The following is a 19,530-nucleotide window of genomic DNA, read 5'->3' on the forward strand; positions in this document are numbered from 1 at the left end:
GGCCTACGCCGCTCCGCCGGAATCGTGGGCGGCGCCGGCCGCTGCGGTCTCGGGGCCGAGGATCTTCCACGCGTCTGCGGCGGACTGCTGCTCGGCCTCCTTCTTGGAGTTGCCCCTGCCGGTGCCGTACGCGACACCGCCGATCAGGAGCGTCGCAGTGTAGGTGCGGGCGTGGTCCGGGCCGTCGCCGACCACGGCGTAGTGAATGCCGCCGAGCTGCCGGTTCGCGGCGAGCTCCTGGATGTGCGTTTTCCAATCGGTGCCCGCGCCGAGCACCGCCGCGTCCTCGAGCAGCGGCCCAACGAGCCGCACCACGAGACAGCGCGCGTCCTCGAGTCCGTTCGCGATGTAGGTCGCACCGATGAGGGCCTCCATGGTGTCCGCGAGGATGGAGGACTTGTTCTTGCCGTTCGTGACCTTCTCGCCGTGGCCGAGGTAGATGCACTCGCCGACGCCGAGCCGCCGCGCGATGCTCGCCAGGGCACGCGTGCTCACCACCGCGGCGCGCCGCTTGGCGAGCTCGCCTTCGGAGAGGTCCGGGTAGGTCCGGTAGAGGTGGTCCGTTACGGAGAAGCCGAGGATGGAGTCGCCGAGGAACTCGAGGCGCTCGTTGGTGGGGATGCCGCCGTTCTCATACGCATAGGAGCGATGCGTCAACGCAAGACGAAGCGTCTCGGCGTCGATAACGACGCCGAGACGCTTCATAAGCTCATCGCGAGCAGGCATGGGGCGACCCGACGGTCTGATCAGACGTCGGCGACCTTGCGGCCCTTGTACTCCATGAAGAGGGCCGTGCCCGCGGAGTCGGTCACGACCTTCGCCTGGTGCGGAAGGCTGTAGGTCACACGGCCGTTCTCGACCGTCTTGACCAGGTTAGGCGCAGTCGCCTTCCACTGGGACCGGCGGGCGCGGGTGTTCGAGCGGGACATCTTCCGCTTGGGAACTGCCACGGCAAACTCATTTCTCTCTTGGGGCCAACACTTAGTCTTCTTGGTGCCGGTCGGGCCTGATCAGCTCCGCCAAGGCCGACCATCGCGGGTCCACGACCTCGTGATGGTGGCCAGGCTCGTCTGCGAGGCGGATACCGCACTCGGGGCAGAGCCCCGGGCAGTCCTCCCGGCACACCGGCTGGAACGGCAGCATGGTTACTACTGCGTCCCGCAACACCGGCTCAAGATCGATGGAATCGTGCTCGACTCGACGTTGCTCTTCCTCGTCTTCTCCCTCCGAGGGCTCTGCGCCCTCGTAGGAGAAAAGCTCTTGCACATCGACCTCGAGGCTGTACTCGATAGCATCCAGGCACCGTCCGCACTCGCCGCTTACGTCGACGTGTGCGGTCCCCGATACCAGGATCCCCTCGTGGACAGACTCAAGCCGCAGATCGAGATCCACGGGGGACCCCTCCCTGACGCCGATGAGCGCCACACCGAGCTCGCTCGGTGCGGGAACATGCTCTTCAAGTGTCCGCATTGTGCCCGGGCTTCGCCCGAGGTCCTTGACGTCAATCGTCAAGGGCGAACGTCCTTCGCGCTTAATGAGAACTCCTGTGGAACATAGACCGACAAACAATCCTAGCCTGTGCGGCGCCTCAGGCAAAAACGTAGAACACCGTTCACCACCGGAGCGCCCTGCGTGCGCCGCGCGTGCGGCATTCAGGACCCCCTGCCGGGCGTCGTCGCATCAAGCCTAGCGAGAACCGAGCGCGGCACGAACTCCGACACGTCCCCGCCGAGGTCGTGCACCTCCTTGACGAGCGTCGAGGACAGGTGCACGTAGTGCGCCTCGGCCGGGAGGAACACGGTCTCAACACCCGAAAGCTGCCGGTTCATGATCGCCATGGGCAGCTCGTAGTCGAAGTCGGAGGACGAGCGCAGGCCCTTGACGATCGCCGACGCGCCGCGCTGACGGCAGTATTCGGCGAGCAACCCCTCCCCCATGGGCTCGACGAGGATCCCGCTGATCGCCCCGAGCGTCCTTCGGGCCATCTCGATCCGCTCCTCGACGGAGAAGCGGTACTTCTTGGCGTAGTTGGTCGACACGGCAACGACCACCTCGTCGAACAGGTTCGCGGCGCGCGCGATGACTTCGAGGTGGCCGTTGTGGATCGGGTCGAAGGAACCGGGGCAGACGGCGCGTCTCATGCTGTCAACATACCCGTTCGCCCCCGTGCCCGCTGGTTAGCATGGGCGAGTGACTTCCCCTTGGCAGCGAACAGCGGCCGGCGCGAACCTGCTCGGCTCCGACGGGCGCCTCGGCGTGACGATCTTCGAGGAGATGACGGGGCTCGCCGTCCGGACCGGGGCTATCAACCTCGGGCAGGGCTTCCCGGACGAAGACGGCCCCGAGGAGATGAAGGACGGCGCGCGCCACGCGATCGCGACCGGCTCCAACCAGTACGCGCCGGGCAAGGGCCTCCCCGTACTCCGGCGCGCGGTCGCGGCGCATCAGTCGCGGTTCTACGGGCTCGAGCCGGACGCCGAGGCCGAGGTCCTCATCACGACCGGCGCGACCGAGGGCATCGCCGCGGCCGTCCTCGCGCTCGCCGAGCCGGGCGACGACGTCATCACGTTCGAGCCGTTCTACGATTCGTATGGCGCGATGATCGCGCTCGCGGGTGCCAACCACGTGACCGTTCCCCTGCACGCACCGCGTTTCCAGCCCGATCCGGACGAACTCGAGGCCGCGTTCGGCCCGCGGACGCGGCTCGTGATCCTGAACAACCCGCACAATCCCACCGGCGCCGTGTTCGGCCGCGACGTGCTCGAGCGCGTGGTCGAGCTCGCGGAGCGCCACAACGCCGTGATCGTCACGGACGAGGTCTACGAACACCTCGTCTTCGGCCCACCCCACGTTCCGGTCGCGACGATCCCCGGCGCGGCCGGGCGCACGCTCACGATCTCCTCCGCCGGCAAGACGTTCTCCTTCACGGGCTGGAAGATCGGCTGGGTCACGGGCCCCGAGGAGCTCGTCGCGCGCGTCCGCACCGTCAAGCAGTTCACGACGTACAGCTCGGGCACGCCGTTCCAAGAGGCCGTCGCGCTCGGCCTCGGGCTCCCCGACGAGTTCTTCACGGGCGCGGCGGCGGCGCTGCGGCGAAAGCGCGACATCCTCGCCGACGGCCTCCGCCGAGCGGGGCTCACGGTGTACCTCCCGGACGGCACCTACTTCATCACCGCCGACACGGCGTCGATCGGCTTCGACGACGCACTTGACCTCGCGCGGCGCCTCCCCGAGCTCGTGGGCGTCGCGGCGATCCCGGTCTCGGTGTTCTGCCACGACGAGGGCGCCAAGCGCACGCGCTCGCTCCTGCGCTTCGCGTTGTGCAAGCGCGAGGACGTGCTCCACGAGGCGGCGGTTCGGCTCGCGGGCCTCGGCGGGCTCGTGTGAGCAGCGGCCGCGCGGACGACGGCGGGACTCGCCCCGGCGCGAGCCGGTACCTCGCGGGTGTGGGCACCCACGCGACGATCGTCCCGGATGGCCTCGTGCCCGGGGCGTACGTGCTCGCGATCGGCGGTGCCGAGCAGTCCCACGTGGACCTCGCCGCGCCGGGGCACGTCTTCTACGCGTACCTCGCGCGCATCGCGAACGTGCTCGATCTGCTCAAGCCCCCGGGCGAGCCGCTCCGCGTCCTGCATCTCGGCGCGGGGGCGCTCACGCTCGCGCGCTACGTCCAGGCGACCCGACCGGGTTCGCCGCAAGTCGCCGTCGAGCTCGAGCGGGAGCTGCTCGGCTTCGTGCTCGACCAGCTGCCCCTCGCCACAGGGACCGTCCTTGAGACCCGCATCGGCGACGCGCGCTGGGAGCTCGCGAGCCTCGCGGACCGGGCGCCGTTCGACGCGATCGTCCTCGACGTCTTCTCAGGGCCCGGGGCGCCGAGCCATCTCGCACATCGGGACTTCTATGCGGAGGCCGCTGCGCTTCTGACCCCGGGCGGGGCGATGCTCGTGAACATCGGCGACGACCCGCCGCTGACCCTCGTGCGGTCCCAGCTCGCGGCCATGCGCACGGTCTTCTCCGAGGTCGCGGCGCTCAGCGAGCCTGACATGTTCGAGGCGAGGTTCCCCGGCAATTTGGTGGCGGTCGGCCTCCTGGCCCCGTGGCCCGCCGAATGGTCCGGCGCGCTCGTCGCGGCCGGGCCGCATCCCACGGCGCTGCGCCGTGGCGTCGACTTGGATTCGCTCGCCGGACCCGTGCCCGGCAACCGGCCCGACTAGCTCGCGAGGCGCTGTTCGGCGAGCCGCTTGACCCACTCGGGCGTCTCGCGGTTGAGGCGCTCGTCGAGGGCCACGCGGAGCTTCGCGGCGGCGATCTGGACGCGACGGTCGGCGGCGCCCGGGCGCCGCACGGGCAAGCGGGACACGCCCGCGTGCTTCGGTGTCAGTGGGGCCCCCTCGTGGCTCATCGCTCCTCCGCTTCCTCGGGCCCGACCGCCGGACCGTCCCCTCCAGTATGGTCCGGATCCTCTTCGAGGCCCAGCTCATTGTCGAGATAGGCCTCCGCGGCCTCGGCAATGGGTTCGAGCCAGACGGCGTCGAGGAACATGAGTTCTTCGTCGCTCGCCACGAGTTCGCTCCGCGCGAGCGTCGCGAGGAGCTCGGTCCCGATGGCCTGCATCTGCGGATCCGGGCTCACGGTGGCCTCGAGCGCCCATTCCGTGCGCCGCCAGAACTCGGCACGCCTGTCGGCCTGCGCGCGCTGCCGAAGCGTCCACAGACCCACGATCGCCGCGACGACCGCCGTGGCGAACGTCCCCACGGGGGCGAACGAGGACACGATCTGCCACCACTGCGGAACGTCTTGGGCGCTCGCGGCGGCGACCTGTTCGAGGATCCTCATGCCTCCACGCTAGGGGCTGGGCCTGACATTTCTGTGCCGTCGGGGCCTACCGGCATGGCCGGCTCGGCGAACCAGAGGTGCGTCTCGCCATACTTGCGGTCCGCGTAGTGGGCGAGCCCGGCGGGCCACGCCGGCTCAGGCGAGCGGGCCGAGCGCTCGACGACGACGAGCGCGTCCGGGGCGAGGCGCGAGGCGACGGCGTCGAGCACCTCGGCGAGCTGGGTCTCGCCGAGCGGGTATGGCGGGTCCATGAGCACGAGGTCCCAGTGGGCACCTGGTGGAACCTTCTCGAGAAAAGCTGACACCTTCGACCGCCGCACCGTGACCGCGCGGCGACTCACGGCCTCGTTGACGGTCCGGGCGTTGCGCTCGCACACCTGGGCTGCCTTGGCGTCCGACTCGACGAGCTCGACCGTCGATGCGCCGCGGCTCGCCGCCTCGACGCCGAGCGCGCCCGAGCCCGCGTAGAGGTCGAGCACGCGCGCGCGGGACAGCATGCCAAGCGCGTCGAGGCGCGAGAACAGGGCTTCCTTGACTCGGTCCGTCGTGGGCCTTGTCGCCGAGCCCGGCACCGCAGCGAGTGGGACGCCTCCCGCGATTCCGGCGATGATCCGGGTCATGCCACGCTCCCTTTCCGCTCTCCCTCGGGCTTTCGCGCTCTCCAGGCCTTCCACGTCCTCCAGGCCTTCCACGCTGTCTCAGTCCGTCCGGACTCCCGGGGCTCAGCCACGCTCGAGGAACACCTCTCGCTCGGGGTCCAGGTAGTCCGCGATCGCAGCCGCGAGCTCGGGGTGCCGCTCGAGCTCGGGATCATCCGCGACGAGTTCGAGGGCGTCCTCGCGGGCGCGCGCAATGACGTCCCCGTCGCGGAGCACACGCAGGAGCCGCAGCGTCGAGCGACGGCCCGATTGGCTCGCGCCGAGGATGTCCCCCTCGCGGCGGAACTCGAGATCGTGCTGGGCGAGCTCGAAGCCGTCTGTGCTCGCCGCGACCGCTTCGAGCCGCTCCCGGCTCGGGTGGCCGGGCTCGAGCCGGGTGACGAGGAGGCACGTGCCGGCGTGCCCGCCGCGCCCCACGCGCCCCCGGAGCTGATGGAGCTGGGCGATCCCGAAGCGGTCCGCGTCGAGAATCACCATGAGCGTCGCGTTGGGGACATCGACGCCAACCTCGACGACCGTCGTCGCCACGAGGACGCCTGTCTCCCCCGCGGCGAACCGCCTCATCGCGGCCGCCTTGGCCTCGGTGTCGAGCCGCCCGTGGAGGACCCCCACCTCGACACCGGCGAGCGCCGGCTCGGTCGCGAGCTGCTCGGCCGTCTCCGAGACGGACGTGGCCTGGAGCTGCTCGGGAGCCGCAAGGGCACTCCCTCCCCACGTTGCGGCGTCGAGCTCATCGAGGTCGCCCTCGTCCCCGGCCCCCGCTCCGATCGTGGGGCACACGACGTAGACCTGCCGCCCGGCGTCGACCTCCTCGCGCGCACGCTGCCAGATCCGGCGCTCCCACGAGGGGTTCTCGACGAGGCCGACCGTGTGCGTCGCGATCGGCGAGCGGCCCGCAGGGAGCTCGCGGAGGACCGAGGTCTCGAGGTCGCCGAAGACGGTCATGGCGACCGTGCGGGGAATCGGCGTGGCCGTCATGACGAGCAGATGCGGGGTCGCGAGGCTCTTGGCTCGGAGGGCGTCGCGCTGCTCGACGCCGAAGCGGTGCTGCTCGTCGACCACCACGAGGCCCAGATCCGCGAACTGGACGTGCTCGGACAGGAGCGCGTGGGTCCCGACCACGATCCCGGCCTGCCCGCTCGCGGCAGCGAGGAGGTTGCGCTTCTTCTCCCCCGCCGACTGCGAGCCTGTCAGCAGGGCGACCTCGACGCCGTCGTCCCCGGCCCCGCCGAGGAGACCCTCGCGCACGAGCGGTCCGAGCGTCGCGCGGATCGACGCGTAGTGCTGGGAGGCGAGGACCTCGGTGGGCGCGAGAAGCGCGGCCTGCCCGCCGTCGTCCACGACCTGGAGCATCGCGCGGAGGGCCACGACGGTCTTGCCCGAGCCGACCTCGCCCTGCAGCAGCCGGTTCATGGGGTGGGGCTGGGAGAGCTCGCGGGCCAAGACCTCGCCGACGTCTCGCTGGCCCGCCGTGAGCTCGAACGGGAGACCGCGGTCGAAGGCGTCGAGCAGGCCACCCCGCCGGGCCGGGCTCGGGCGGGACGGAAGGGCCGCGTGCTGGGCCCGCCGTCGCGCGAGCGCGGTCTGCAGCACGAGGGCCTCCTCGAAGCGGAAGCGCTCCTGCGCGATGCGCCACTCCGCGTCGTTCTCGGGCACATGAATCATGCGGTAGGCCTCGGCCGCTGACGGGAGGCGGTACTTGCGGCGCAGCCGCTCGGGGAGCGACTCGGGAACCGAACTGAGATCGAGGGCGCCGAGCACAGTCCCCATGGCCTTCGCGATCGTCCAGCTCGGGATCGCGGCCGTAGCCGGGTAGACCGGGATCGGCCGGCCCGCGAGCTTCGCAGCGGCCTCGGCGTCGAGCTCCTCTGGGTCGAGCAGTTCATAGATCGGGTTGGTGAGCTGGAGGCGCCCGCGGTACATCCCCACGCGGCCCGAGAACATCGCGACCACGCCGCGCGTGAGCTGCCGTGACGCCTTGACGCCGTTGAAGAACGTGAGCGAGAGCGTGCTCGGCCCGTTGGTCTGTCCGGGCCGGTCGCTCACGAGCACCTCGGTGATGCTGCCCTTGCGCGTGTTCATACGGCGCGTCGAGGACGAGACCACCTGCGCCATGAGCGTCACATCCTCGTCGAACGGAAGCTCGCGGATCGGGGTGAGCTCGCCGCGCGCGAGGTAGCGGCGCGGAAAATGTCCTAGGAGCTCGCCGGCCGTGGCGATGCCGAGCTGCTCGGCGAACTTCTTGCCGCTGCGCGCGCCGATGACCCGGTCGAGCCCTGTGCTCCGCTCAGCCCGCATGGTCGGAGTGCAGCTCGGTGAGCGAGATGCGCTCGGGTTCGCCGAGGCGCCGGATCTCCGCGAGCGCGCCCTCCGGATCGAGAACATGCACGTGGACCCGCCAGCGAACGCAGCCCGAGTCCTCGTCGAGCGGCCCGAGCGGGCTCATGATGACGGATTCGCCGAGCTCATCGAGCCGGTGGCGCAGACCGGCTGCGTCCAGGGGGCTCAGCGTGATGGTGCACATGAGCTCGACCCCTTGGGCGGGCGGCTGCGTCGCGTGGATGTGGGGATCCTGGACATCGAAGCCGTGCAGCGCGTCGAGGATCGGCTCGGCGAGCCCGACACCGAGCACGGCTGAGCGCAGCGCGCCGAGGACCAGGAGGAGGCCGACGGCGCCGGCGTCGACGACGTTCGCGTCGTGAAGGGTCGGGAGCTGGCCTTCGGTGTCGACGACGGCGGCGATCGCGGTGTCGACGACCGCGTCGAGGGTCCGTGCGAGCGTCGCGTTGCTGTGGGGCTTGTCCGCGGCCGCGTCCGGTCCCGAGCTCGCGCCGGCCGCCGCGTCAGCCGCAGCGGCGAGGACGGACAGCATGGTGCCCTCGACGGGCTCGCTCAGAGCCGACCAGGCGCGGATCCTGCTGCGGTGCAGGGCCTCGGCGAGGAGCGGGCCGCTCAGCCGCGACTGTCCCGCGAGCGGCACTGCGAACGCGTCGAGGAAGACGGCGAAGAGCGTCCCAGAGTTGCCGCGGGCCTCCTCCATGGCGGCGTGGCCCGCGGCGCCGATGACGGTGCCCAGATCGGAGCTGTCGCATTCGGCGGCAGCCTCGGCCGCGGCCCGCGCGGTGAGGTACAGGTTCGTGCCGGTGTCGCCGTCGGGCACGGGGAAGATGTTGATCGCGTTGAGCCGGTCGCTGTGATTGGCGAGCACGGTCTCCGCCAGGCCCAGCCAGCGGCGCATGGCCGCCGCGTTGGACGCGGGCTTCGCAGCGTTGTTAGCTGGCAAAGTGGTCCCATCCCCTCGTCGCCGCCGGGCGCCCACCCAGGGATACCCCGGGCTTCCCGCCGACGGCGGGCAAGACCGAGCCTATCGCAGCGAACCCGTGCGGAAGCTGTGCTGCGGTGGGGAACGCCGCGAGAAGTCCGTGGTCCTCGCCGCCGCTCACGACCCATTCGAGAGGGTCCACGGCGAGGAGTTCCGCAGCGAATCGGAGCGGCTCGGCATGCGCCGCGAGGGCCGCTGGATCGAGGTCGAGCAGCACGCCGCTCGCGGCCGCGAGGCGGTCCGCATCGCGGAGGAGCCCGTCGGAGAGGTCCATGAGCGCGCTCGCGCCGCCTCGCGCGGCTGCGGGTCCGGCCTCGAGCGGAGGGACCGGGCGGCACTGCCGCCCCACAAGCTCCCGGAGGGTGGGTTCGAGCGAACCGTAGGCAGGTCCGTGCTCGAGGAGGGCGAGACCCGCGGCGGCGGGGCCGAGCGCACCCGCGACCGCAAGCGTGTCCCCCGGGCGGGCGCCGCTTCTCAGCACCGGCTCACGGCCGTCGAGGCTCCCGAGGACCGTCGCGGTGATCGAGAGTTCGCGCCCGCGGCCCAGATCCCCGCCGGCCAAGGCGCAGCGGGTCGCGCCGAGCGCGCTCACGGCCTCCGCAAGCCCTTCGGCGAGCCCTTCGACCCAGGCGACGGGCGTGGATGGCGGGAGCGTGAGGCTCACGACGATCGCGGTCGCAACGGCACCCATCGCATTGACGTCGCTCAGATTCTGCGCGGCGGCCTTCCAGCCCACGTCGCGTCCCGTATGCCGGTAGCCGTTGGGCCACTCGAGCCGGAAGTCGGCGTCCTGGGTCTGGGTGTCGGTCGTGATGACAACGCGCCCGTCGGGCGCGGCGACGACGGCGGCATCGTCGCCCGGACCGAGCAGGGCGGGCGGGCCGCCAGCGAGGCGGGGAAGGATCCGTGCGAGGAGTTCCCCCTCGCTCAGCTCGCCGACCGTCGGTGGCGGGGACAACGTGGGCACGGTCCCAGCCTAGTAGGCTTGAATCGGCCGTGGGCTCTCCCCCGGCACCCCCGAATCCGTCCCGAGGAGGACCATGCCCCGCAGCCGTCCGCGCGCCGCAGCCCTCGCGCGCGCCTCAGCGCTTGCGCCGGCCCTCGCCCTCGCCGCTGCGCTCAGCGCGTGCAGCGCCCCCGTATCCGTCGAGGCCGCGTCGGACGCCGCGAATCCCGCGTGCGCGCCAGAGATGATCGCGCTCCCCGACTCAATCGGGGACGCGGCCCTGCGGAAGACGACGAGCCAGGCGACCGCAGCGTGGGGCGACCCCTCCGCCGTCGTGCTTCGGTGCGGCGTCTCGTCGCCGGGACCCACGACGGACCGCTGCGTGACCGTGAACGGCGTCGACTGGGTCATCCGGCAGGCGAGCCCGTCGTCGTCGGCCTCCGCGTCCACCCGCCCGAGCGGCGGCGCGACCTCGGGCGCCGGCCCGCTCCCTTCACCCTCGGCGTCCGGATCGCCCTCGGTGTCCGGGTCACCCTCGGCGTCCGCCCAGGGCGCGGACGGGGAGAACGGGACCTTCATCCTCACGACGTTCGGCCGCTCGCCCGCGACGGAGCTGCTCTTGGACAGCTCGAAGATCAGCTCCGCCACAGTTCTCGCGACGCTAGCGTCGGCGGTCGCGAAGGTCCCGCAGACCGCGAAGTGCGTGGGTCAGGCCGAGGTGGCCCAGCTGCCGAAGGGCTGACGCCCCTCGCCGGGCCGCAGAAGAAACCGTCTATTGAGCCAGGTGACAGTGGTCTTCGTCGCCGTGGTCCGACGGCATCCAACAGGTATCACAGTGCGAGCACCCGAAGGCGCGAAGCCCCAGCCTGACGTGGCGCCCTCCGCTACGCGCCCGGTTCGCCCTGACGGAGAGCGGTCGGGCGGTCGAAGCGCTGCCCGGCAGGGTTCGGGGACAGGAGCGTGAGGACGAGCACGGCGGTGCCCCCAACGAACGGGATCAGGAGGAGGAGCATGAGCCATCCGCTGAGGTTCGCGTCGTGAAGACGACGAACCGTGACCGCGAGGTTCGGCACGATCGTGCCGAGGAACAGGGCCAGGAAGACATAGCTCAGGATCGCGAAGCCCGGGCCCGTGGAATTGCGTGACGCGCCGTCGAGGGCGAATGCGAGCACTTCGACGATGATCCAGACGATGGCGTAGGCCAGCGTCATCCACCAGTACTCGGCCCGGCTCGCCCGGCCGTGGAACACCGCGTACTTGGCGAAGAACCGCCCGATCGCCTGCACCGGGCTCGCCCCATAGAACGGCGCCCACAGCGGCGGCTCGCCTTGGGTCGGCGCCGCGTAGGCCTGGTCCTGCGGATGCTGCGGAAAGCTCACTGCGGTACCCCTGTGACGAATGGTCTCCAAACGGGCACATCCTAGCCGACCCGCACGAACGGCACCCCCACCAGACCGGTTCCACATTGACGAACTTCAGCCAAGCAGATACCCAATGACCGTCTTGTTTGCCTCATGACCGTCGCGGAGAGGCACAACCGTCCGGCATGACCGACGGTTGAGCCGTCAAGGGACGGCCAAGCCGCACAACAGACGGCCGCGCGGCACACTGGACGGCCGCGCGAGCGCGCAGGGCGCCCCCGCCGCAGCCTCGCCCCGGCGGCGGCCGGCAGGGCCCTCAGGCTAGGCGGCTAGACGGCTCGGCGGCTCAGCGCAGACCCGTGGGCCGCTCGAGCGCGAGTTGGATGAGCTCGTCGATGAGATCGTGGTACGAGAGGCCGGTCGCGGCCCACATCTGCGGATACATGCTGATCGGCGTGAACCCGGGCATTGTATTGATCTCGTTGATCACGAGCTCGCCCTCCGGCGTGTAGAAGAAGTCCACGCGGCTCAGGCCCTCGGCGGAGACGGCGTCGAACGCCCGCGCGGCCTGCTCCCGCACGCGCGCGATCGCCTCGTCGGGCAGATCGGCGGGGCAGCTGAGCGCGGCGGCGTTGTCCTCGACGTACTTCGCCTCGAAGTCATAGAAAGTGTGGGAATCGCCCTGCACCACGATCTCGCCCGGGAGCGAGGTCCGTGGGGGCTGCGCGCCGTGCCCCTCGAGCACGCCGCACTCGATCTCGCGGCCCACGATCGACGCCTCGATCACGATGCGCAGATCGTGCCGGCGCGCCTCCGCGAGCGCCGCATCGAGGCCCTCGGGACCCTCCACGCGCGTGATCCCCACCGAGGAACCCGCGCGGCACGGCTTGACGAAGACCGGGTACCCCAGGCGTTCGACGGCGGCGCGCACCCCCTCGGGGTCTCGGCGCCACTCCTTGTCGGACACCGCGACGTACGGACCGACCGTGAGCCCTGCGGCCGCGAACGCGACCTTCATGAAGTGCTTGTCCATCCCGACGGCGGAGGCGAGAACTCCCGCGCCCACGTAGCGGACGTCGGCGAGCTCGAGGAGCCCCTGGACCGTTCCGTCCTCCCCGAACGCCCCGTGCAGGAGTGGGAACACGACGTCGACATCGCCAAGCTCGCGCGGCACCTCGTTGGGCCGGGTGACCACGAGGCCGGGCCGGCCGGGACCGCCCGCGAGGCTCACGGTCTCGCTGCCGGCCTGGACCTCGGGCATCTCGCCAGAGTTGAGCGCCCACTGCTGCCAGTCGCCGTTCGAGAGGACCCACTGGCCGTCCTTGGATATACCAATGGGAAGCACCTCGTACTTGTCCAGATCGATTGCGTTCATGACGCCCGCGGCCGTCACGCAGCTCACGGCGTGCTCGCTCGAGCGCCCGCCGAAGAGGAGCGCGACGCGGACCTTGCGCCCGGGGCCGCTGCGCTCAGATCCCGTGCGCTCAGGGCTTGCAGGGTTGGTCACGCTATTCGCCTTCCGATTTGAGCTCCCGCGCGAGCAGGAGGGTTTCAAGCTGGTCGACCCCGACCTTCCCGGCGAGCACGCCGACCACGGCCTCCGTGATCGGCATCTCGACGCCGACCCGCCGCGCGAGCTCGCGCACCGCGGGGGCCGACTTGATGCCCTCGGCGATCTGGGTCATGTGCTGGCCGAGCTCGTCGACGCTGTAGCCCTGGCCGAGGAGCGTCCCGGCGGTGTGGTTGCGGGAGAGCTTGGACGCGCACGTCGCGACGAGATCGCCGAGCCCCGCGAGGCCGGACAGGGTCTGGGCGTCGCCGCCGAGGGCCACCGCGAGGCGGGTCGTTTCGGCGAGGCCACGCGTAATGACCGAGGCCTTCGTGTTGTCCCCCATGCCCTTGCCCTCGCAGATGCCGACGCACAGCGCGATGACGTTCTTGACCACTCCGCCGATCTCGGCGCCCACGATGTCCGTGGACGTGTACGGCCGGAAGTACGGCGCCGTGCACGCGCGCGCGATCCGCAGCGCGAGCGCCTGGTCCGCGCACGCGACGACGGACGCGGTCGGCTCGCGGCGGGCGATCTCCATCGCGAGATTGGGCCCCGAGAGCACGGCGATGCGCTCCGGGAGGATCCCGGCCACCTCCGCGATGACCTCGCTCATGCGCAGGTCCGTCCCGACTTCGAGGCCCTTCATGAGGGACATCACCACGGCGTCGGAGGGGATCAGCGCGCGCCACGTCTCGAGCTGGCCGCGCAGGGACTGCGCGGGCACCGCGAACACCACGAGCTGCGCGCCCGCGAGGGCCTCCGACGGATCGGTCGTGGCCGTGACGGTCTCCGGGAGCTCGATGTCGCCGAGGTACCGCTGGTTCCGGTGCCGGTTGATGTCCGCGATCGTCTCGGGGTTGCGTCCCCACACCCGGATGCTGCGCTCGACGCCGCGGGCGGCCGCCGCGTCCGCGAGAACCTTCGCGAACGTCGTGCCCCAGCTTCCGGCGCCGAAGACGGCGATGCTCGTGAGCTCGGGCTGCGTCTCGCTGGCTGGCACAGTGCCCGGGTTGGTCGCCGGGACGCGCCCGACGGCGGCGACGTCAGCGCTCACGCCGGGATCCCGCCGTCGTGCGTCGTGCCCTTCGAGCCGCGCTCGACGTCGCGGCCGTGCGTGGTCTGCTGGTGCGCCGAGGGGTCCCAGCGCTCGGCCGGCGCCTCCTCGCCTCGCAGCTCTGCGAGGAGCTCCGTGATCGCGGACATGATCTTCTCCGTCGCCGCCACGAGCGTCGTCTTGTCGAGCGGCCGGTCCGCGAACTCGCTCAGATCCACGGGCTCGCCGATCAGCACGCGGACGCGCTTGCGCGGCCATAGGTGGAGGCGCTTCGCGTACCGCGGGAACAGCTCCTGCGCGCCCCAATGGGCGATCGGGACCACGGGCGCGCCCGTCTTGAGCGCGAGCCGGGCCGCGCCCGTGTGCCCCCTCATGGGCCACAGGCCCGGGTCGCGTGTGAGCGTGCCCTCGGGGTAGATGAGGATCGCGCCGCCCTCGTCGAGGACCTCGCGCGCGATCTCGAGCGATTGTCCGGCGCCCGCACCGCTGCGGTCCACAGGGATCTGCTTCGTGCCGCGCATGATCTGGCCCAGGACGGGCGGCTTGAAGAGGCCCGCCTTCGCGAGGAAGTGTGGGGGCCGGCCGAGGTTGTAGAGCATGTGGCCCACTACGAGCGGATCGATCTCCGTGCAGTGATTGGGGCACGCGATGAACCCGCCCTCCGGCAGCCGCTCCGCACCGAGCCACTTCTTTCCGAGGAGCGCGTTCATGGTGGGCCGCACCACGCCCCCGGCAATCGCGAACGCGACGCGTTCCCCGAGGGACTCCGCCTTGGCCGGTCGGCTCACGCGGCATCCTCCTCGAGATCGAACTGGGCGCCGAGACCCTCGAGCTTGGCGGTGAAATGCTCGTAGCCGCGCTTGATGACGTCCACGCCCGTCGCCCGGGACGTGCCCTCCGCCGCGAGCGCCGCGATGATGTGGCTGAACCCGCCCCGGAGGTCCGGCACGTCGAACTCGGCCCCCTTGAGCTCCGCTGGGCCCGAGATGACGGCCGAGTGGAGGAAGTTGCGCTGCCCGAAACGGCACGGGACGCTCCCGAGGCACTCGCGGTGGACCTGGATCGTCGCGCCCATGCGCCGCAGCGCCTCCGTGAAGCCGAAGCGGTTCTCGTAGACGGTCTCGTGGACGATCGAGACACCCTCGGCTTGGGTCAGCGCGACGACGAGCGGCTGCTGCCAGTCGGTCATGAAGCCCGGGTGCACGTTGGTCTCGACGACGAGGGGCTCGAGCTTGCCGCCCCTGTGGAAGAAGCGAATGCCGTCGTCGCGGATCTCGAGGCCGCCGCCGAGCTTCCGGAACGTGTTGACGAACGTCATCATGTCCCGCTGGAGTGCGCCCTCGACGAAGATGTCCCCCTTCGTCACGAGAGCCGCGCAGCCCCACGACGCCGCCTCGTTGCGGTCCGGGAGGGCAGTGTGCGTGTAGCCGCCGAGCGAGGGGACGCCCTCGATCCGGATGGTGCGGTCCGACTGGACCGAGATGAGCGCGCCCATCTTCTGCAGGACCGCGATGAGGTCCACGATCTCCGGCTCGATCGCCGCTCCCGTGAGTTCGGTGATCCCGTCCGCCTTGGTCGCGCTGAGCAGGACCTGCTCGGTGGCGCCGACGCTCGGGTACGGGAGGGAGATCTTCGCGCCCTTGAGCCCCTTGGGCGCGGAGATGCTGATGCCGCCGGGGCGCTTGTCGACGACGGCGCCGAACTGGCGCAGGACTCCCAGGTGATAGTCGATCGGGCGGTCGCCGATCCGGCAGCCGCCGAGGTCGGGGATGAACGCCTCCCCGATCGCGTGGATGAGGGGCCCGCACAGCAGGATCGGGATGCGAGAATCGCCCGCGTGCGCGTCGATGTCCGCGACGTGCGCGGTGCGCGCGTTCGCGGGGTCCAGCGTGAGGTCGCCGCCTGCCGTGTCCCGCACGACCTCGACGCCGTGCAGCCGCAGGAGGCTCGTCACGACCTCGACGTCCTTGATGTCGGGGACGTTCCGGAGGACGGAGGGTTCGTCGCCCAGCAGGGCCGCGACCATGGCCTTCGGTACGAGGTTCTTGGCTCCCCGGACGGTCACCCGCCCCGAGAGCGGCACGCCGCCGCGGATGGTCAGGACACTGCTCATATGCGTTGGTTCCTCACTGCTCGCCTGCCCCCACCGGCCCGGGCACGGACCCTGCTAAGCATAGAAGCTCCTCCGTGGCCCGGCGAATCCCCGGGCCACGGGCTGTATCAGCCGCGAGCCGGGAGGGTGGTGGGCTTGAAGGAGGGCCGTGCGGCCTCGAAGGCGGCGATCTCGGGTTCGTGCTGGAGCGTGAGCCCGATGTCGTCGAGACCCTCGAGGAGGCGCCAGCGCGTGTAGTCATCGATCTCGAACGGGGCCACAAGGTTCCCGCACGTGACGGTCTTGGACTCGAGGTCCACCGTGATCTGCGTGCCGGGGTGGTTCTCGAGCTCCTTCCAGATGAGCTCGATGTCGTCCTGGGCCACGACCGCGGCGACCAGGCCCTGCTTCCCCGAGTTGCCCCGGAAGATGTCCGCGAAGCGCGACGAGAGCACGGCCCTGAAGCCGTAGTCCTTGAGCGCCCACACGGCGTGCTCGCGCGACGAACCCGTGCCGAAGTCCGGGCCTGCCACGAGCACCGACCCGTGGCTGAACGGCTCCTGGTTGAGGATGAACTGCTCGTCCTTGCGCCAGCTCGCGAAGAGCGCGTCCTCGAAGCCCGTGCGCGTGATGCGCTTGAGGAACACGGCCGGGATGATCTGGTCGGTGTCGACGTTGCTCTGACGCAGCGGGACGCCGATGCCGGTGTGGGAGGTGAACTTCTCCATGGCTTTCTCCGTATTCTTGGTGGCCGAGAGCCGGCGGCTCAGGCGGCGGTCGTCGCAGCAGGGACGGGATCGAGGTCCGACGGCGACGAGAGCGTGCCGCGGATGGCCGTCGCCGCGGCGACGATGGGAGAGACGAGGTGGGTGCGGCCGCCCTTGCCCTGGCGGCCCTCGAAGTTGCGGTTCGAGGTGGACGCGCAGCGCTCGCCGGGGGCGAGCTGGTCCGGGTTCATGCCGAGGCACATCGAGCACCCGGCGAACCGCCACTCGGCGCCAAACTCCTTGAACACGCGGTCGAGGCCCTCCGCCTCGGCCTCGAGCCGCACACGGGCCGAGCCGGGCACCACGAGCATGCGCACATTCGGGTCCTTCTGCCGCCCGCGGATGATGTCCGCCGCCACGCGCAGGTCCTCGAGGCGCGAGTTCGTGCACGAGCCCAGGAACACGGTGTCCACTCGGATGTCCTTCATCGCTGTGCCCGGGGCCAGGTCCATGTACTGGAGGGCGCGGCGGGCCGCGGCCTTCGAGTTCTCGTCCGCGAACGAATCGGGGTCCGGGACGGCCTCGGAGAGCGAGACGCCCTGGCCGGGGTTGGTGCCCCACGTGACGAACGGCTCGAGCTCGTCCGCGTCGAGGAAGACCTCGGCGTCGAACACGGCGTCCTCGTCGGTGTGCAGCGTGTTCCAGTACTCGACGGCGGCGTCCCATTCGGCGCCCTCGGGAGCGTGCGGGCGGCCCTGCATGAACGCGTACGTGGTCTCATCCGGGGCCACCATGCCCGCGCGGGCGCCGGCCTCGATCGACATATTGCAGATGGTCATGCGCGCCTCCATCGAGAGCGCGCGGATCGCCGAGCCGCGGTACTCGAGCACGTAGCCCTGACCGCCGCCCGTGCCGATCTTGGCGATGACCGCAAGGATGATGTCCTTCGAGCTCACGCCCGGCTTGAGCGTGCCCTCAACCGTGATCGCCATGGTCTTGAACGGCTTGAGCGGCAGAGTCTGGGTGGCCATGACGTGCTCGACCTCGGACGTGCCGATGCCCATGGCGAGCGCGCCGAACGCGCCGTGCGTGGACGTGTGCGAATCGCCGCACACGATCGTGAGTCCCGGCTGGGTCAGGCCAAGCTGCGGCCCGACGACGTGCACGATCCCCTGCTCCTTGTCGCCGAGCGAGTGGAGCCGGACGCCGAACTCCTTGCAGTTCGCCCGCAGCGTGTCGATCTGGGTGCGGCTCGTCGGATCGGCGATCGGCTTGTCGATGTCCAACGTCGGGGTGTTGTGGTCCTCGGTCGCGATCGTGAGGTCGGGGCGCCGCAGCGGGCGGCCCGCGAGGCGGAGCCCCTCGAAGGCCTGCGGGGACGTCACCTCGTGCACGAGGTGAAGGTCGATGTAGAGGAGGTCGGGCTGGCCGTCTTCGCCCTTGCGCACCACGTGCGCGTCCCAGACCTTCTCGGCCAGAGTGCGTCCCATGGCCAGCTCCCTTCGATTCTGTGCGCGCCGTCGGCGCCTCTCCACCAGTCCAGCAGGCCGCCCGAACTGTGGCCACTCTGCCGACTTGCATCTCAGATATTGAGACGGCAATATCAACCTATGGACAATTCTAGTGGCGTCGGCGTGATCGACAAGGCCGCGATGGTGCTCGATGCGCTCGAGGCTGGCCCGACCACGCTCGCGCAGCTCGTCGCGGCCACGGGCCTGGCCAGGCCCACCGTGCACCGGCTAGCGCTCGCCCTCGTCCACCACCGGCTCGTGGCCCGCGACATCCAGGGGCGGTTCGTGCTCGGCTCGCGGCTCGTCGAGCTCGCCTCGGCCGCGGGCGAGGACCGGCTCATCGCCGCCGCCGGTCCCATTCTCGTCCAGTTGCGCGACGCGACGGGTGAAAGCGCCCAGATCTTCCGCCGCCAGGGGGATTGGCGCGTGTGCGTGGCCTCTGCCGAGCGCCCCGTGGGCCTGCGCGACACGATCCCCGTGGGGACGCAGCTCACCATGAAGGCCGGCTCGGCGGCGCAGGTCCTCGTGGCGTGGGAGGACCACGACCGGCTCCTCGAGGGGCTCAACAACGCGCGCTTCACGCCGACCGTCTTGGCCGGCGTACGACGGCGGGGCTGGGCTCAGTCGCTCGGCGAACGCGAGCCGGGGGTCGCCTCGGTCTCGGCGCCGGTCCGCGGTCCGTCCGGTCGCGTCATCGCCGCGGTCTCGATCTCCGGCCCCATCGAGCGCTTGACCCGCCAGCCAGGCCGTCAGCATGCTGAGGTGGTCTGCAGCGCGGCGCGGCTCCTCACCGAGGCGCTCCGCAAAGCGAACGACTGACCTCTTTTTTTCTCACCCGCCAACCGCCGTCGCCCACTCACCACCTCAGGAGATCCCGTGACTGCCTACGCCGTGTTCCTCCGAGGGGTCAACGTGGGCGGGATCAACCTCAAGATGGCGGAAGTCAAGGCCGCGCTCTCGCGACTGCCCGTCGAGGACGTCTCGACGCTTCTCGCGAGCGGGAATGCCGTACTCAGCTCGGAGCTCGGCCCGGCCGATCTCAAGGAGGCCGTCCAGACCGCACTGCGGGAATCGTTCGGCTACGACGCGTGGGTCATCGTCATGACGGCGGACGACGTCGACGCAACAGTTGGCGCGTGCCCGTATCCTCCCGACGACGACAGTACCCATACGTACGTGACGCTCTCTACGGAGCCCTCGGCGCTCGACGAACTGTTGGATCTCGCGGCGGCATCCGGCACCGAACACACCCGCCTCTCCCCTGTCGCGACGGCCTGGCTCGCGCCCGTCGGCGGAACGCTCGACAGCCCCATGGGCAAGGCCACCGGCAAGGCGAAGTTCAAGGCGACGACCACGACGCGGAATCTCCGCACCCTGCTCAAGGTCCAGGCCGCCCTCGCCAAACTCCCCTGACCGTCTCGGGTACGCCAGATGATGTGTACCCAAAACGAGGCTGGGGCAGATCAGCCGTCCCCGAGACGAAGTTGGGG

22 protein-coding genes are annotated in these 19,530 nt (G+C 70.6%); 5 read left to right on the forward strand and 17 right to left on the reverse strand.

Annotated elements, in window-relative coordinates:
- Positions 1 to 3 precede the first annotated feature (3 nt).
- The 4 genes from rnc to coaD all read right to left on the reverse strand — a co-directional run bounded on the left by rnc (position 4) and on the right by coaD (position 2,141).
- Entirely contained in the window at positions 4 to 726 is a 723-nt protein-coding gene (gene rnc, locus ACOKR1_RS13025; protein WP_422933454.1) for a ribonuclease III, read from the reverse strand.
- A 20-nt stretch (positions 727 to 746) separates the two neighbouring features.
- Positions 747 to 950: a 50S ribosomal protein L32 gene (gene rpmF, locus ACOKR1_RS13030; protein WP_415856361.1), complete on the reverse strand. Its 204-nt coding sequence runs from the start codon at positions 948 to 950 to the stop codon at positions 747 to 749.
- Positions 951 to 981: 31 nt separating this feature from the next.
- On the reverse strand, positions 982 to 1,512 hold the full coding sequence (locus ACOKR1_RS13035; protein WP_422933455.1) for a YceD family protein: 531 nt from the start codon (positions 1,510 to 1,512) through the stop codon (positions 982 to 984).
- A gap of 140 nt (positions 1,513 to 1,652) precedes the next feature.
- Positions 1,653 to 2,141 carry a pantetheine-phosphate adenylyltransferase gene (coaD, locus tag ACOKR1_RS13040; protein WP_422933456.1) on the reverse strand — a complete coding sequence of 163 codons (489 nt, stop codon included), beginning with the start codon at positions 2,139 to 2,141 and terminating at the stop codon, positions 1,653 to 1,655.
- Positions 2,142 to 2,274: 133 nt separating this feature from the next.
- On the opposite strand from coaD, the gene ACOKR1_RS13045 reads away from it, so the two are divergent.
- Both ACOKR1_RS13045 and ACOKR1_RS13050 read left to right on the forward strand, forming a co-directional pair.
- On the forward strand, positions 2,275 to 3,387 hold the full coding sequence (locus ACOKR1_RS13045; RefSeq protein ID WP_422936639.1) for an aminotransferase class I/II-fold pyridoxal phosphate-dependent enzyme: 1,113 nt from the start codon (positions 2,275 to 2,277) through the stop codon (positions 3,385 to 3,387).
- Positions 3,384 to 4,214: a spermidine synthase gene (locus tag ACOKR1_RS13050; RefSeq protein ID WP_422933457.1), complete on the forward strand. Its 831-nt coding sequence runs from the start codon at positions 3,384 to 3,386 to the stop codon at positions 4,212 to 4,214. Before ACOKR1_RS13045 ends, ACOKR1_RS13050 begins: the two co-directional genes overlap by 4 nt.
- Here ACOKR1_RS13050 and ACOKR1_RS13055 read toward each other — a convergent pair.
- The 6 genes from ACOKR1_RS13055 to ACOKR1_RS13080 form a co-directional block, all read right to left on the reverse strand.
- Positions 4,211 to 4,402: a hypothetical protein gene (locus ACOKR1_RS13055; protein ID WP_422933458.1), complete on the reverse strand. Its 192-nt coding sequence runs from the start codon at positions 4,400 to 4,402 to the stop codon at positions 4,211 to 4,213. The two genes, ACOKR1_RS13050 and ACOKR1_RS13055, sit on opposite strands and share 4 nt — an antisense overlap.
- Positions 4,399 to 4,836 carry a hypothetical protein gene (locus ACOKR1_RS13060; protein WP_422933459.1) on the reverse strand — a complete coding sequence of 146 codons (438 nt, stop codon included), beginning with the start codon at positions 4,834 to 4,836 and terminating at the stop codon, positions 4,399 to 4,401. The genes ACOKR1_RS13055 and ACOKR1_RS13060 overlap by 4 nt, the downstream gene beginning before the upstream one ends.
- Positions 4,833 to 5,456 carry a 16S rRNA (guanine(966)-N(2))-methyltransferase RsmD gene (gene rsmD, locus ACOKR1_RS13065; RefSeq protein WP_422933460.1) on the reverse strand — a complete coding sequence of 208 codons (624 nt, stop codon included), beginning with the start codon at positions 5,454 to 5,456 and terminating at the stop codon, positions 4,833 to 4,835. The genes ACOKR1_RS13060 and rsmD overlap by 4 nt, the downstream gene beginning before the upstream one ends.
- A gap of 102 nt (positions 5,457 to 5,558) precedes the next feature.
- A complete protein-coding gene (locus ACOKR1_RS13070; RefSeq protein ID WP_422933461.1) occupies positions 5,559 to 7,793 on the reverse strand; it encodes an ATP-dependent DNA helicase RecG in 2,235 nt (744 codons plus the stop codon).
- Positions 7,783 to 8,733: a DAK2 domain-containing protein gene (locus tag ACOKR1_RS13075; RefSeq protein ID WP_422936640.1), complete on the reverse strand. Its 951-nt coding sequence runs from the start codon at positions 8,731 to 8,733 to the stop codon at positions 7,783 to 7,785. Before ACOKR1_RS13075 ends, ACOKR1_RS13070 begins: the two co-directional genes overlap by 11 nt.
- 34 nt (positions 8,734 to 8,767) lie before the next feature.
- Entirely contained in the window at positions 8,768 to 9,784 is a 1,017-nt protein-coding gene (locus ACOKR1_RS13080) for a thiamine-phosphate kinase (protein WP_422933462.1), read from the reverse strand.
- A gap of 73 nt (positions 9,785 to 9,857) precedes the next feature.
- On the opposite strand from ACOKR1_RS13080, the gene ACOKR1_RS13085 reads away from it, so the two are divergent.
- Positions 9,858 to 10,505, forward strand: coding sequence for a DUF3515 family protein (locus ACOKR1_RS13085; RefSeq protein ID WP_422933463.1), 648 nt, complete (start codon positions 9,858 to 9,860; stop codon positions 10,503 to 10,505).
- A gap of 142 nt (positions 10,506 to 10,647) precedes the next feature.
- Here the strand turns inward: ACOKR1_RS13085 and ACOKR1_RS13090 are convergent, their stop codons facing one another.
- From ACOKR1_RS13090 to leuC, 7 genes are all read right to left on the reverse strand, one after another.
- Positions 10,648 to 11,142, reverse strand: coding sequence for a DUF805 domain-containing protein (locus tag ACOKR1_RS13090; protein ID WP_422933464.1), 495 nt, complete (start codon positions 11,140 to 11,142; stop codon positions 10,648 to 10,650).
- Positions 11,143 to 11,470: 328 nt separating this feature from the next.
- Positions 11,471 to 12,631, reverse strand: a complete 1,161-nt coding sequence (locus ACOKR1_RS13095; protein WP_422933465.1) for a D-alanine--D-alanine ligase family protein — start codon at positions 12,629 to 12,631, stop codon at positions 11,471 to 11,473.
- Between the two features lies 1 nt (position 12,632).
- Positions 12,633 to 13,676 (reverse strand): NAD(P)H-dependent glycerol-3-phosphate dehydrogenase, encoded by a 1,044-nt coding sequence (locus ACOKR1_RS13100; protein WP_422936641.1) that lies wholly within the window; start codon positions 13,674 to 13,676, stop codon positions 12,633 to 12,635.
- A gap of 50 nt (positions 13,677 to 13,726) precedes the next feature.
- A complete protein-coding gene (locus ACOKR1_RS13105) occupies positions 13,727 to 14,440 on the reverse strand; it encodes a lysophospholipid acyltransferase family protein (RefSeq protein ID WP_422936642.1) in 714 nt (237 codons plus the stop codon).
- A 74-nt stretch (positions 14,441 to 14,514) separates the two neighbouring features.
- Positions 14,515 to 15,843, reverse strand: a complete 1,329-nt coding sequence (murA, locus tag ACOKR1_RS13110; protein WP_422933466.1) for a UDP-N-acetylglucosamine 1-carboxyvinyltransferase — start codon at positions 15,841 to 15,843, stop codon at positions 14,515 to 14,517.
- A gap of 107 nt (positions 15,844 to 15,950) precedes the next feature.
- Positions 15,951 to 16,550 (reverse strand): 3-isopropylmalate dehydratase small subunit, encoded by a 600-nt coding sequence (gene leuD / locus ACOKR1_RS13115; RefSeq protein WP_422933467.1) that lies wholly within the window; start codon positions 16,548 to 16,550, stop codon positions 15,951 to 15,953.
- A 38-nt stretch (positions 16,551 to 16,588) separates the two neighbouring features.
- Positions 16,589 to 18,019, reverse strand: a complete 1,431-nt coding sequence (gene leuC, locus ACOKR1_RS13120; protein ID WP_422933468.1) for a 3-isopropylmalate dehydratase large subunit — start codon at positions 18,017 to 18,019, stop codon at positions 16,589 to 16,591.
- A gap of 120 nt (positions 18,020 to 18,139) precedes the next feature.
- Between leuC and ACOKR1_RS13125 the strand changes: the two genes are divergently transcribed.
- Both ACOKR1_RS13125 and ACOKR1_RS13130 read left to right on the forward strand, forming a co-directional pair.
- A complete protein-coding gene (locus ACOKR1_RS13125; RefSeq protein WP_415854614.1) occupies positions 18,140 to 18,859 on the forward strand; it encodes an IclR family transcriptional regulator in 720 nt (239 codons plus the stop codon).
- Positions 18,860 to 18,916: 57 nt separating this feature from the next.
- On the forward strand, positions 18,917 to 19,453 hold the full coding sequence (locus ACOKR1_RS13130) for a DUF1697 domain-containing protein (protein ID WP_422933469.1): 537 nt from the start codon (positions 18,917 to 18,919) through the stop codon (positions 19,451 to 19,453).
- The last annotated feature ends 77 nt before the right edge of the window (positions 19,454 to 19,530 follow it).

Source organism: Sinomonas sp. P47F7 (assembly GCF_049332655.1).
Taxonomy (GTDB): domain Bacteria; phylum Actinomycetota; class Actinomycetes; order Actinomycetales; family Micrococcaceae; genus Sinomonas.

Coding starts and splice junctions, on each gene's coding strand:
- rnc (WP_422933454.1), bottom strand. CDS start 726: ATGCCTGCTCGCGATGAGCTTATGAAGCGTCTCGGCGTCGTTATCGAC.
- coaD (WP_422933456.1), bottom strand. CDS start 2,141: ATGAGACGCGCCGTCTGCCCCGGTTCCTTCGACCCGATCCACAACGGC.
- ACOKR1_RS13045 (WP_422936639.1), top strand. CDS start 2,275: ATGACGGGGCTCGCCGTCCGGACCGGGGCTATCAACCTCGGGCAGGGC.
- ACOKR1_RS13055 (WP_422933458.1), bottom strand. CDS start 4,402: ATGAGCCACGAGGGGGCCCCACTGACACCGAAGCACGCGGGCGTGTCC.
- ACOKR1_RS13060 (WP_422933459.1), bottom strand. CDS start 4,836: ATGAGGATCCTCGAACAGGTCGCCGCCGCGAGCGCCCAAGACGTTCCG.
- rsmD (WP_422933460.1), bottom strand. CDS start 5,456: ATGACCCGGATCATCGCCGGAATCGCGGGAGGCGTCCCACTCGCTGCG.
- ACOKR1_RS13070 (WP_422933461.1), bottom strand. CDS start 7,793: ATGCGGGCTGAGCGGAGCACAGGGCTCGACCGGGTCATCGGCGCGCGC.
- ACOKR1_RS13075 (WP_422936640.1), bottom strand. CDS start 8,733: ATGCGCCGCTGGCTGGGCCTGGCGGAGACCGTGCTCGCCAATCACAGC.
- ACOKR1_RS13085 (WP_422933463.1), top strand. CDS start 9,858: ATGCCCCGCAGCCGTCCGCGCGCCGCAGCCCTCGCGCGCGCCTCAGCG.
- ACOKR1_RS13105 (WP_422936642.1), bottom strand. CDS start 14,440: ATGAACGCGCTCCTCGGAAAGAAGTGGCTCGGTGCGGAGCGGCTGCCG.
- murA (WP_422933466.1), bottom strand. CDS start 15,843: ATGAGCAGTGTCCTGACCATCCGCGGCGGCGTGCCGCTCTCGGGGCGG.
- leuD (WP_422933467.1), bottom strand. CDS start 16,550: ATGGAGAAGTTCACCTCCCACACCGGCATCGGCGTCCCGCTGCGTCAG.
- leuC (WP_422933468.1), bottom strand. CDS start 18,019: ATGGGACGCACTCTGGCCGAGAAGGTCTGGGACGCGCACGTGGTGCGC.
- ACOKR1_RS13125 (WP_415854614.1), top strand. CDS start 18,140: ATGGACAATTCTAGTGGCGTCGGCGTGATCGACAAGGCCGCGATGGTG.